The organism is Bacillus sp. Y3 (assembly GCF_008123875.1).
Classification (GTDB): domain Bacteria; phylum Bacillota; class Bacilli; order Bacillales; family Bacillaceae; genus Bacillus; species Bacillus altitudinis.
In genome coordinates this window covers 304,298-316,366 of the sequence record NZ_VSSC01000005.1, presented here as the reverse complement: position 1 = coordinate 316,366, position 12,069 = coordinate 304,298, and the positions used below count along the sequence as shown (strand labels likewise).

At 40.3% G+C, this 12,069-nt stretch carries 12 protein-coding genes; all 12 read left to right on the top strand.

What is annotated here, in order from left to right; genetic code table 11:
• Positions 1 to 123: 123 nt before the first annotated feature.
• The 12 genes from sucC to fliE all read left to right on the top strand — a co-directional run bounded on the left by sucC (position 124) and on the right by fliE (position 12,050).
• Entirely contained in the window at positions 124 to 1,284 is a 1,161-nt protein-coding gene (gene sucC / locus FXF70_RS13865) for an ADP-forming succinate--CoA ligase subunit beta (RefSeq protein WP_008344824.1), read from the top strand.
• Between the two features lie 22 nt (positions 1,285 to 1,306).
• Positions 1,307 to 2,209: a succinate--CoA ligase subunit alpha gene (gene sucD / locus FXF70_RS13860; RefSeq protein ID WP_007499624.1), complete on the top strand. Its 903-nt coding sequence runs from the start codon at positions 1,307 to 1,309 to the stop codon at positions 2,207 to 2,209.
• 63 nt (positions 2,210 to 2,272) lie between these two features.
• The gene (gene dprA, locus FXF70_RS13855) at positions 2,273 to 3,175 is read left to right on the top strand and encodes a DNA-processing protein DprA (protein ID WP_148780430.1); all 903 of its coding nucleotides are present in this window, start codon (positions 2,273 to 2,275) and stop codon (positions 3,173 to 3,175) included.
• A 194-nt stretch (positions 3,176 to 3,369) separates the two neighbouring features.
• Positions 3,370 to 5,445, top strand: coding sequence for a type I DNA topoisomerase (topA, locus tag FXF70_RS13850; protein ID WP_046526653.1), 2,076 nt, complete (start codon positions 3,370 to 3,372; stop codon positions 5,443 to 5,445).
• A gap of 70 nt (positions 5,446 to 5,515) precedes the next feature.
• Entirely contained in the window at positions 5,516 to 6,820 is a 1,305-nt protein-coding gene (gene trmFO, locus FXF70_RS13845) for an FADH(2)-oxidizing methylenetetrahydrofolate--tRNA-(uracil(54)-C(5))-methyltransferase TrmFO (protein WP_007499618.1), read from the top strand.
• Positions 6,821 to 6,882: 62 nt separating this feature from the next.
• Positions 6,883 to 7,800 carry a tyrosine recombinase XerC gene (gene xerC / locus FXF70_RS13840; RefSeq protein ID WP_007499616.1) on the top strand — a complete coding sequence of 306 codons (918 nt, stop codon included), beginning with the start codon at positions 6,883 to 6,885 and terminating at the stop codon, positions 7,798 to 7,800.
• A 14-nt stretch (positions 7,801 to 7,814) separates the two neighbouring features.
• Positions 7,815 to 8,360 (top strand): ATP-dependent protease subunit HslV, encoded by a 546-nt coding sequence (gene hslV, locus FXF70_RS13835; RefSeq protein ID WP_007499614.1) that lies wholly within the window; start codon positions 7,815 to 7,817, stop codon positions 8,358 to 8,360.
• 16 nt (positions 8,361 to 8,376) lie between these two features.
• Complete coding sequence (hslU, locus tag FXF70_RS13830) at positions 8,377 to 9,777, top strand: ATP-dependent protease ATPase subunit HslU (protein WP_008344818.1); 1,401 nt, start codon at positions 8,377 to 8,379, stop codon at positions 9,775 to 9,777.
• Positions 9,778 to 9,811: 34 nt separating this feature from the next.
• The gene (gene codY, locus FXF70_RS13825; protein WP_007499612.1) at positions 9,812 to 10,591 is read left to right on the top strand and encodes a GTP-sensing pleiotropic transcriptional regulator CodY; all 780 of its coding nucleotides are present in this window, start codon (positions 9,812 to 9,814) and stop codon (positions 10,589 to 10,591) included.
• A 288-nt stretch (positions 10,592 to 10,879) separates the two neighbouring features.
• Positions 10,880 to 11,269 (top strand): flagellar basal body rod protein FlgB, encoded by a 390-nt coding sequence (gene flgB / locus FXF70_RS13820; protein ID WP_017359092.1) that lies wholly within the window; start codon positions 10,880 to 10,882, stop codon positions 11,267 to 11,269.
• Positions 11,269 to 11,721 (top strand): flagellar basal body rod protein FlgC, encoded by a 453-nt coding sequence (gene flgC, locus FXF70_RS13815; protein WP_148780428.1) that lies wholly within the window; start codon positions 11,269 to 11,271, stop codon positions 11,719 to 11,721. The genes flgB and flgC overlap by 1 nt, the downstream gene beginning before the upstream one ends.
• Positions 11,722 to 11,732: 11 nt before the next feature.
• Positions 11,733 to 12,050, top strand: coding sequence for a flagellar hook-basal body complex protein FliE (gene fliE, locus FXF70_RS13810; RefSeq protein ID WP_007499609.1), 318 nt, complete (start codon positions 11,733 to 11,735; stop codon positions 12,048 to 12,050).
• The last annotated feature ends 19 nt before the right edge of the window (positions 12,051 to 12,069 follow it).

The following is a 12,069-nucleotide window of genomic DNA, read 5'->3' as shown; positions in this document are numbered from 1 at the left end:
TGAATGTTTAGAAGGATTTTACGATTTTACATAGAACCCTAGACATTCTCTTTTTTATTCTTTAAAATGAAAGCGCAGTCTATTTTATAATTTTTGTTTCTACATATGTTGGGAGGATGGGAAATGAATATCCATGAGTACCAAGGAAAAGAAATCCTAAGAAAATATGGGGTTTCAGTTCCAAATGGTAAAGTAGCATTTACACCTGATGAAGCAGTGAAAGCATCAGAAGAGCTTGGAAGCTCTGTATATGTCGTAAAAGCACAGATTCATGCAGGCGGCCGTGGTAAAGCAGGTGGGGTAAAAATTGCAAAAACAAAAGATGAAGTGAAAGGGTTTGCAGAGGAATTGCTCGGCAAGACACTTGTCACACATCAAACAGGGCCTGAAGGGCGCGAAATAAAACGCTTACTTATTGAAGAAGGCTGCGATATTCAAAAAGAGTACTATGTAGGACTCGTTTTGGATAGAGCGACATCAAGAATTGTTTTGATGGCTTCTGAAGAAGGCGGTACTGAAATTGAAGAAGTAGCAGAAAAAACGCCAGAAAAAATCGTGAAAGTGGTCATCGACCCAGCGATTGGTCTCCAAGCCTATCAGGCGAGAGAAGTTGCGTTTAAAATTAATATTCCAACAAAATTAGTTGGTCAAGCTGTTAAGTTTATGACAAGCCTTTACAATGCGTTTATTGAAAAGGATTGTTCAATTGCCGAGATAAATCCTCTTGTTGTAACAGGTGATGGAAAAGTCATGGCACTTGATGCAAAATTAAACTTTGATAGCAATGCCTTATATAGACAAAAAGATATATTAGAATACCGTGACCTTGATGAAGAAGATCCAAAGGAGATTGAAGCATCTAAATATGACCTAAGCTACATTTCACTAGATGGGAATATTGGCTGTATGGTGAATGGAGCAGGCCTTGCGATGTCTACAATGGATATCATCAAGCATTACGGCGGGGACCCTGCAAACTTCCTTGATGTTGGCGGCGGTGCAACTGCTGAAAAAGTAACGGAAGCATTTAAAATCATCTTATCTGATCAAAATGTCAAAGGGATTTTCGTGAACATTTTTGGCGGCATCATGAAATGTGATGTCATTGCAGAAGGTGTTGTTGAAGCGACGAAACAAGTCGGCTTAACATTACCACTCGTTGTACGTCTTGAAGGAACAAACGTTGAATTAGGGAAGAAAATCCTGAGTGATTCAGGCTTAAATATCACTTCTGCTGAGTCTATGGCTGACGGGGCAGAAAAGATTGTATCTTTAGTCAAGTAGAGCAGAAAGGCAGGGAACCTAAATGAGTGTATTTATTAATAAAAATACGAGAGTAATTGTTCAGGGGATTACCGGTTCAACCGCATTATTCCATACAAAACAAATGATTGAGTATGGAACAAATATCGTTGGCGGTGTCACACCTGGAAAAGGTGGAACTGAAGTAGAGGGAGTTCCTGTATTTAATACTGTATCTGAAGCAGTACAGACAACTGGAGCAAATGCTTCTGTTATCTATGTACCAGCACCATTTGCAGCAGACGCCATTTTAGAGGCTGTTGATGCAGAAGTGGATCTAGTGATTTGTATCACAGAACACATTCCAGTTCTGGATATGGTTAAAGTGAAACGCTATATGGAAGGTAAGAAGACAAGACTTGTTGGACCGAACTGTCCTGGTGTGATTACACCTGAAGAATGTAAAATTGGCATCATGCCTGGCTACATTCATAAAAAAGGTCATGTTGGTGTTGTGTCTCGTTCTGGAACGCTTACATATGAAGCGGTACATCAGCTTTCAGAGGCTGGTGTTGGTCAATCAACAGCTGTAGGAATTGGCGGCGACCCTGTCAATGGTACGAACTTTATTGATGTATTAAAAGCCTTCAATGAAGATCCTGAAACGCATGCTGTGATCATGATTGGTGAAATCGGCGGTACTGCTGAAGAAGAAGCAGCTGAATGGGTAAAAGCAAATATGACCAAGCCGGTTGTTGGCTTTATTGGCGGTAAAACAGCGCCTCCAGGAAAACGTATGGGACATGCTGGTGCCATTATTTCTGGTGGTAAAGGAACTGCTGATGAAAAAGTAAAAACAATGCGTGAATGTGGAATTGAAGTGGCAGAGACACCATCTGTCATGGGAGAAACCTTAATTAAAGTGTTAAAAGAGAAGAATCTCTTCGAAGCTTGTAAAACGCATTAATGACACAAGAAGACTTGTTCTTTGACAAGTCTTCTTCTTTCTATCTTAAACTGGAGGAATGGTATGTACAACGTGTCCGAAAGAATGATTTTTCACCGCTTAAAAGGCCTCATCTCACCCTCTTTGTTAACAAAATGGTGGAAAGTCGATCCTGAGCTATATATAAATGAAGAAACACATCATTTCAAACAGGATCGATCATTACAAAAGATCGACTTTACCCGCTTACAACAAGCTGAAGAAAATGAATTCCCCATTTTTCAACACATCGTTCAAGCCTATTTAAAGCAAAATATTCACATGATTCCCATCACATCACCTTTATATCCCAGCTCACTAAAACACATTTATGATCCTCCCCCAGTATTATTCCTAAAAGGAAACATTACCTATTTAAATGAAGAAAAAAGTTTAGGTGTAGTAGGTACACGAGTGCCATCCTCTTATGGAGAAGCGTGCGTGAAGAAAATTGTTGGAGAACTTGTAGAGGAAGATTGGATGATTGTGAGTGGTTTAGCAAAAGGAATTGATGGACTTGCACACAAAGAGTGCATAAGAAAAAAAGGAAAAACGATTGGTGTTGTAGCTGGCGGTTTTCAACATGTATATCCAAAAGAACATGTGCAAATGGCTCAATATATGGGAGAACATCATTTACTGTTGTCAGAGCATCCGCCTTATATCAAACCAGAAAAATGGCATTTTCCAATGAGAAACCGATTAATTAGTGCCCTGACAAGAGGAACCATCGTGGTTCAGTGCAAAGAAAAGAGCGGTTCGCTTATTACAGCCTACCAGGCATTAGACCAAGGAAAAGAAGTGTTTGCTGTTGCAGGATCGATCTTTGATTCTAATTCTATAGGTCCAGCTAGACTGATTCAGCAAGGTGCCAAGCTTGTTCATTCAACGAAGGATATTTTAGAGGAATTCTCCTTGAGTGGTGTTCAATATACTGAACTCCCATAAAAATATCGTTTGACAAAAGACATCGGAATATTTAATAATAGTGAGGATTTAAGTTTACACTTTGTTTTTCGTGTTTATAATGATGTTCATCATAAAGAATTTTTAACGATTGCCTGTTAGATAGGTGCAATTAACATAAATATAAATTTGTGAAATGGATAAAGAGAGAACACCTCTTAAGGGGGATTTTGAGTATGGCTGATTATTTAGTCATCGTTGAGTCGCCAGCAAAGGCGAAAACGATTGAGCGTTATTTAGGAAAAAAGTATAAAGTAAAGGCTTCAATGGGGCATGTAAGGGATTTACCGAAAAGTCAGCTTGGTGTTGACACTGAGCATGACTTCGAACCGAGATATATTACGATTCGAGGAAAAGGTCCAGTCTTAAAAGAATTAAAAACAGCAGCGAAGAAAGCAAAAAAAGTATATCTCGCAGCTGACCCCGACAGAGAGGGAGAAGCGATTGCTTGGCATTTAGCCCACAGCCTTGACCTTGACCTCTCTTCAGATTGCCGCGTTGTCTTTAACGAGATTACAAAAGATGCAATTAAAGATTCCTTTAAACATCCACGTATGATCGATATGGACTTGGTTGATGCGCAGCAGGCAAGACGAATCTTAGATCGTCTGGTTGGATATAAAATTAGCCCAATTTTATGGAAGAAAGTCAAAAAGGGCTTAAGCGCCGGTCGTGTTCAATCAGTTGCACTCCGCCTGATTATTGACCGCGAGAATGAAATTAATGAATTCAAACCAGAAGAATATTGGACAATTGATGGCACCTTCCTAAAAGGGAAAGAAAGTTTTGAAGCGAGTTTCTTTGGCGTAAATGGCAAAAAACATCCGCTAAAAACAAAAGAAGATGTAAAAGAAATCCTTGCGAAATTAAAAGGAAGCAAGTTTTCTGTTGAAAAAGTGACGAAAAAAGAACGTAAACGCAACCCAGCTGTTCCGTTTACAACATCTACCTTACAACAAGAGGCAGCGAGAAAACTAAACTTCCGTGCGAAGAAAACGATGATGATTGCACAGCAATTATATGAAGGAATTGATCTTGGTAAAGAAGGTACAGTAGGTCTCATTACATATATGAGAACGGACTCAACACGTATTTCCAATACGGCAATTGAAGAAGTATCTGCTTTTATTGATCAAACGTACGGCAAGAATTTCTTGAATACAACAAAACGTACTGCCAAAAAGAACGAAAATGCACAGGATGCTCACGAAGCCATCCGTCCGACTTCTACGCTAAGAAAACCAGCAGATGTCAAACACGTGCTAAGCAGAGATCAGCTTCGTCTTTATAAATTGATCTGGGAACGTTTTGTGGCAAGCCAAATGGCACCAGCTGTTCTTGATACAATGAGTGTGGATCTTGAAAATAACGGGCTTACTTTCCGTGCAAATGGAAGTAAGGTGAAATTCCCTGGATTTATGAAAGTATATGTTGAAGGGAAGGACGACCAGTTAGAAGAAAAGGACAAAATGCTTCCTGATCTGAAAGAGGGGGATACCGTTCTTTCAAAAGATATTGAACCAGAGCAGCACTTCACGCAGCCGCCTCCACGTTACACTGAGGCAAGACTTGTCAAAACCCTTGAAGAGCTAGGTATCGGCCGCCCATCGACGTATGCACCAACATTAGATACTATTCAAAAGCGCGGCTACGTGGCACTTGATAACAAACGGTTTATTCCAACAGAGCTTGGAGAGATTGTGCTCAACTTAATTATTGAATTCTTCCCTGAAATCATTAACGTAGAATTTACTGCGAAAATGGAAAAAGAACTTGATAGCGTTGAAGAAGGTACGATTGAATGGGTACGCATTATCGACAGTTTCTATCAAGATTTTGCAAAAAGGGTAGAAAAAGCAGAAGCAGAGATGCAGGAAGTTGAGATCGAGCCTGAATACGCCGGAGTTGATTGCGAAGAGTGTGGTCATCCAATGGTGTACAAAATGGGGAGATACGGTAAGTTCATGGCATGCTCTAATTTCCCTGACTGCCGTAACACAAAACCAATTGTCAAAGATATTGGTGTCAAATGCCCGACTTGTCACGAAGGAAATATCGTTGAACGGAAATCTAAGAAGCGCCGCATTTTTTACGGTTGCGATCGTTTTCCAGAGTGTGAATTCGTCTCTTGGGACAAACCAATTGAAAGAAAGTGTCCAAAATGCGAAAATATGCTTGTAGAGAAAAAGCTGAAAAAAGGCATTCAAGTTCAATGTGTGAACTGTGATTATAAAGAGGAACAACAAAAATAGCGGTGAGCAGCCTTGTTCACCTGCTTTTTTATGTCATCAAATAGAACTTACGAAATAGGAGAGTTGTACAATGAGTCAATTTGTAAATGTGATCGGAGCAGGTTTAGCAGGAAGTGAAGCGGCATGGCAAATTGCCAAGCGCGGAATTAAAGTCCATCTGTATGAAATGAGACCTGTCAAACAAACACCAGCTCACCACACTGATAAATTTGCGGAGCTCGTATGCAGTAACTCATTGCGTGCGAACGCTTTAACGAACGCAGTAGGTGTATTAAAGGAAGAAATGCGTCATTTAGACTCAGCAATCATCGCAGCAGCAGATGAAAGCTCGGTTCCTGCTGGTGGAGCGCTTGCAGTAGATCGTCATGAATTTGCAGCGAACGTCACAGACCGCGTGAAAAATCACCCGAATGTGACGGTCTTTCAAGAAGAAGTGCAAAGCATTCCAGAAGGTCCGACGATTATCGCAACGGGTCCTCTTACATCAGAAGCACTTTCAAAAGAATTGAAATCCTTAACAGGTGAAGAGTATTTATATTTCTACGATGCAGCAGCGCCGATCCTCGAGAAAGACAGCATCGATATGGATAAAGTGTACTTGAAATCACGTTATGATAAAGGGGAAGCGGCTTATTTAAACTGTCCGATGACAGAAGAAGAATTCGATCGTTTTTATGAGGCGCTCATTTCGGCTGAAACTGTGCCGTTAAAAGAGTTTGAAAAAGAAATCTTCTTCGAAGGCTGTATGCCCATTGAAGTCATGGCCAAAAGAGGGAAAAAAACCATGCTCTTTGGACCGATGAAACCAGTTGGACTTGAAGATCCGAAAACAGGAAAAAGACCTTACGCTGTTGTTCAATTAAGACAGGATGATGCAGCAGGTACTTTATATAATATTGTTGGTTTCCAAACACATCTGAAGTGGGGCGATCAAAAGGAAGTATTTCGTTTGATCCCAGGTCTTGAAGAGGCAGAGATTGTTCGTTATGGTGTGATGCACCGTAATACATTTATTAACTCGCCAAGCCTTCTAAAACCGACGTATCAATTTAAAAATAGAGACGACTTATTCTTTGCCGGACAAATGACTGGTGTTGAAGGATATGTTGAGTCCGCGGCTTCAGGACTAGTGGCTGGAATCAACGCAGCTCGTTTTGTTAAAGGAGAAGAGCTTGTGACACTTCCAGAAGAAACAGCGATTGGCAGTATGGCTTACTACATCACATCAACAAACAAGAAAAGCTTCCAGCCGATGAATGCAAACTTTGGCTTGCTGAAAGATCTTGGCGTTCGAATTAAAAACAAACAAGAGCGCTATGCAGAGTACGCTAAACGCGCAATCGAAACTATTCAAACTATTTCGAAATCTCTGTAGTAAAACATTGCACGGGAAGCAAGATATGTGATACCATTTAAAAGCCTTAAAGAGGTGTAAAAATGACAGATAAACAGCGTCTTGTCCACTTATTCATTGAATATTTGCAGATTGAAAAGAACTATTCAGCTTTAACGATCTCAGGTTATACTGAGGCGATTGAAGAGTTTGTCAGATTTATGAACATTCAAGGAATAGACGGTTTTGAAGAGGTATCCTATCAAGATACGAGAATTTATTTAACAGAAGCTTATGAAAAAGGCCTTACAAGAAGAACGATTAGTAAGAAAGTCTCTGCACTTCGCAGCTTTTATAAATTTTTATTAAGAGAACAGCTTGTGAAAGAAAATCCTTTTTTACTCGTTAGCTTACCAAAGCAGGATAAGCGAATTCCTTCATTTTTGTATGAAGAGGAACTAAAAGAGCTATTTACAGTTTCTGATGTAAATACACCGCTTGGTCAAAGAAATCAAGCCATTTTAGAACTTCTTTATGCAACAGGTATGAGGGTCAGTGAGTTATGTTCATTAAAAGAATCTGATCTTGATTTATCGATGGATACAGTGCTTGTTCATGGGAAAGGCAGCAAACAGCGGTATGTACCTTTCGGCTCTTATGCACATGAAGCACTCTCCACATATTTAGAGGATGGAAGGCAGAAGCTGAAAGTGAAGGGAAAGGATCGTGCTGATTCACATGTGTTTTTGAATCAGCGCGGAGCTCCTCTTACAGACAGAGGCGTTCGATTCATTCTAACTGAATTAATGAAAAAGGCATCTGGCACATTACATATCCATCCTCACATGTTAAGGCACACCTTTGCTACGCATCTTTTAAACGAGGGAGCGGATTTAAGAAGTGTTCAAGAACTTCTCGGTCACTCAAATTTATCATCAACACAGGTGTACACGCATGTATCAAAAGATTCTTTAAGAAAAACGTACATGTCTCATCACCCAAGGGCTTTTAAACGATCCTAAAAGGAGGTTTTTTCATGTCATCATTTCATGCAACCACAATCTTTGCCGTTCAACATAAAGGAAAAAGTGCGATGGCTGGAGACGGTCAAGTCACTTTTGGGCAGGCTGTCGTCATGAAACACACAGCAAAAAAAGTGCGCCGTCTTTTCGGAGGCAAAGTACTCGCAGGTTTTGCTGGTTCAGTTGCAGATGCATTTACACTCTTTGAGAAGTTTGAAACGAAGCTTGAAGAATACGGTGGTAACCTAAAACGAGCAGCTGTAGAACTGGCGAAAGAATGGCGAAGTGACAAGATGCTCAGACAGCTTGAGGCCATGCTGATCGTCATGAATAAAGAAAGCATCCTGCTCGTATCTGGAACAGGAGAGGTCATCGAGCCAGACGATGGCATTTTGGCTATCGGGTCAGGCGGTAACTACGCGCTTAGCGCCGGGAGAGCACTCAAAAAACATGCAGGTGACCATCTCTCAGCTCGAGAGATTGCAAAGGCGGCTCTTGAAACGGCCGGAGAAATCTGTGTCTACACGAACGATCAAATCACTTTAGAAGAGCTTGAATAGAAAGGACATGAGACGTATGGAGAAAAAGCCGTTCACCCCAAGAGAGATAGTTGAAAAGCTCGATCAGTACATTATTGGTCAGCTTGATGCGAAAAAAGCAGTGGCGGTGGCTTTAAGAAACCGTTACAGAAGAAGTCTTTTACATGATAAGCTAAAGGATGAAGTCGTTCCTAAAAACATCTTAATGATTGGTCCGACAGGTGTGGGGAAAACAGAAATTGCCCGCAGAATTGCAAGGATTTCTGGTGCACCTTTCATTAAAGTGGAAGCGACGAAGTTTACTGAAGTTGGATATGTCGGACGTGACGTAGAATCAATGGTCAGAGATTTAGTGGAAACAGCAATCAGACTAGTCAAAGAAGAAAAAATGAAGGATGTTCAAGAAGAAGCGGAAAAACAAGCAAACAAACGGCTTGTTCATCTACTTGTTCCTGGAAAGAAAAAAAGTCAGTCTGTGAAAAATCCTTTTGAGATGCTGTTTGGTGGTTCTGATGCTGATGAAAGTGATCGAGATCACTCAAGTGAAGAAGTAGAGCTTGAGTCGACGAGAAAACGCATTGCGCACCAGCTGGCGATGGGTGAACTTGAAGACCATTACGTCACGATTGAAGTTGAAGAGCAGCAGCCTTCCATGTTTGATATGCTTCAAGGCTCGGGTATGGAGCAAATGGGTATGAACATGCAGGATGCGCTTAGCAATCTCATGCCTAAAAAGAAAAAACGCAGAAAGCTGACCGTCAGAGAAGCGAGAAAAGCGTTAACTGCTGAGGAAGCTTCAAAACTGATTGATATGGATGAAGTCGGTCAGGAAGCCGTGCAAAAAGCAGAGCAGCAAGGAATCATCTTTATCGATGAGATCGATAAAATTGCCAAAAGCGGTGGTGCATCGTCTGCAGATGTTTCTCGTGAAGGGGTTCAACGTGATATTTTACCGATTGTAGAAGGTTCCACTGTGATGACGAAGTATGGGGCTGTGAAAACAGATCATGTTCTATTTGTAGCAGCAGGCGCTTTTCATATGGCGAAACCCTCGGATTTGATTCCAGAGCTTCAAGGGCGCTTCCCAATCCGTGTAGAATTAGATAAATTAAGTATAGAAGACTTTGTGAAAATCTTAACGGAACCAGATAACGCGTTATTAAAGCAATATAAGGCTTTACTTGAAACAGAAGGTATATCTCTTGAATTTTCTGACGATGCTATTCATAAGATTGCCGAAGTGGCTTATCACGTCAATCAGGAGACGGATAACATCGGTGCAAGAAGGCTTCACACCATACTTGAGAAGCTGCTAGAAGAGCTCTCATTTGAGGCGCCTGATATTACAATGGAAACAGTGACCATTACCCCTCAGTATGTAGAAGAGAAGCTAGGAAAGATTGCAAATAACAAAGACTTAAGTCAATTTATACTTTAACAAATGAATAAAGTAATCTAGGAGGATCATTATTATGGCGTTACTACAAAAAACAAGGATTATTAACTCGATGCTGCAAGATGCAGCGGGGAAACCGGTTAATTTTAAAGAAATGGCAGAAACACTGAGAGATGTCATTGATTCAAACATTTTCGTATTAAGCAGAAGAGGAAAACTTCTTGGCTACTCCATTAACCAGCAGATTGAAAATGCACGTATGAAAAAAATGCTGGAAGATCGTCAGTTCCCTGAAGAATATACAAAAAGCTTATTCAATGTCCCTGAAACATCTTCAAACCTTGACATCAACAGTGAGTACACAGCTTTCCCGATTGAGAACCGTGATTTATTCCAATCAGGTTTGACAACGATTGTGCCAATCATCGGAGGCGGGGATCGCTTAGGGACGTTAATCCTTTCTCGTTTGCAAGATACATTCACAGATGATGATTTAATTCTTGCTGAATACGGCGCAACAGTTGTTGGAATGGAGATTCTTCGCGAGAAAGCGGAAGAAATTGAAGAAGAAGCAAGAAGTAAAGCGGTTGTTCAAATGGCGATCAGCTCTCTTTCATACAGTGAACTTGAAGCGATTGAACATATCTTTGAAGAACTTGATGGAAACGAAGGGCTGCTTGTGGCAAGTAAGATTGCTGACCGTGTAGGAATCACTCGTTCAGTGATCGTAAACGCACTTCGTAAATTAGAAAGTGCAGGCGTTATTGAATCTCGTTCTCTTGGAATGAAGGGAACATACATTAAAGTATTAAACAACAAATTTTTAATTGAACTTGAAAATTTAAAATCTCACTAATCAAAAACCCCTTTTCGGCCGAAATAAACGCTGAAAAGGGTTTTTTTGTATAAAAAAAGAGGATTTGTCCGAAAAATGACACTCTTTTTTCCAAGAAACCCCTTACAATTCTGTAGTGCTTTGAATCTAGGTCTTTATACCTATTCGTAAAATAGATATATATTACGAGTTTTTTTTACAATTACATCATAGACTTTAATCCTATTATTTCTTACAATGAACATATGGTTTTACAAATCTCGACATGATTAAATGGAATGAAATACATATGATTGGAGGTATATGGTTTTGGATATATTTTCTGGAACGATAAGCAACCTTGAGAATGCCTTGGGCAGAGCGAATGTTAAGCAAAAAGTCATAAGCAATAATATCGCGAATATAGACACACCGAACTACAAGTCTAAAAAAGTTGCATTCCACGACATGCTAAATGATGCGTCAATCAAATTAGATGCTAAAAAAACATACCAAGGTCACATTGATTTTTCTAAAACAGGGTCTAATTATTCAGTTGTTTCGAGTAACCGTACTTCTTATCAAGAAAACGGAAATAATGTCGATATTGATCAAGAGATGAGTGAACTCGCTAAAAACCAAATTCAGTATAATGCGTTGGTTGAAAGAATGAGCGGAAAGTTCAATTCTCTTAAAACAGTTTTGACAGGAGGTAAGTGATGTCAATTTTTTCAGGCGTTAACGCTTCGGCCTCAGCATTAACAGCACAGAGGCTCAGAATGGACGTTGTATCCTCAAACCTTGCGAATATGGATACAACAAGAGCTAAACAGGTTGAGGGCGAGTGGGAGCCTTATAGACGCAAGCTCGTCACATTACAGCCGTCAGGTGAATCATTTTCATCTATATTGAACTCAAGCATGAATTCGAGCGGCAAATTAGGAAACGGCGTCAAAGTAACGAAAATTACTGAAGACGAAACTCCATTCAACCTTCAATATGATCCTACAAATCCCGATGCCAATGAAAATGGATATGTTCAAACACCAAACGTTGATCCATTAAAGGAAATGGTTGATCTCATCAGCAGCTCAAGATCATATGAAGCAAACGTGACTGCGCTGAATGCGAATAAAAGCATGCTGATGAAAGCTTTAGAAATAGGAAAGTAAGGTGAAAAGAATTGGTTAACGCAATATCTCCTTTCCAGCTTCAAACCGCTCAGCAAGCAAGTGAATTGACGAATGCATCGTCTGTGCAGGCGGCTGCACCTAAAAGTCAAACGAATTTCTCTGATGTGCTGAAGAATTCCATTGAGGCATTAAATCAATCACAGCTGAAATCAGACCAGTATACGAATGCTCTCGCACAAGGGAAAGATGTCAATCTCGATGAAGTCATGATTGCTTCACAAAAAGCGAGTGTGACACTCACAGCTGCAACCGAGTTTCGGAATAAAGCAGTCGAAGCGTACCAAGAGATTATGAGAATGCAGATGTAGGAGGTGCTGGTGGACAAAA

Excerpts from the sequence above, each read along its gene's own strand:
- sucD (WP_007499624.1), top strand. The coding sequence starts at position 1,307 with ATGAGTGTATTTATTAATAAAAATACGAGAGTAATTGTTCAGGGGATT.
- topA (WP_046526653.1), top strand. The coding sequence starts at position 3,370 with ATGGCTGATTATTTAGTCATCGTTGAGTCGCCAGCAAAGGCGAAAACG.
- codY (WP_007499612.1), top strand. The coding sequence starts at position 9,812 with ATGGCGTTACTACAAAAAACAAGGATTATTAACTCGATGCTGCAAGAT.
- hslV (WP_007499614.1), top strand. The coding sequence starts at position 7,815 with ATGTCATCATTTCATGCAACCACAATCTTTGCCGTTCAACATAAAGGA.
- sucC (WP_008344824.1), top strand. The coding sequence starts at position 124 with ATGAATATCCATGAGTACCAAGGAAAAGAAATCCTAAGAAAATATGGG.
- flgC (WP_148780428.1), top strand. The coding sequence starts at position 11,269 with ATGTCAATTTTTTCAGGCGTTAACGCTTCGGCCTCAGCATTAACAGCA.
- dprA (WP_148780430.1), top strand. The coding sequence starts at position 2,273 with ATGTACAACGTGTCCGAAAGAATGATTTTTCACCGCTTAAAAGGCCTC.
- xerC (WP_007499616.1), top strand. The coding sequence starts at position 6,883 with ATGACAGATAAACAGCGTCTTGTCCACTTATTCATTGAATATTTGCAG.
- trmFO (WP_007499618.1), top strand. The coding sequence starts at position 5,516 with ATGAGTCAATTTGTAAATGTGATCGGAGCAGGTTTAGCAGGAAGTGAA.
- hslU (WP_008344818.1), top strand. The coding sequence starts at position 8,377 with ATGGAGAAAAAGCCGTTCACCCCAAGAGAGATAGTTGAAAAGCTCGAT.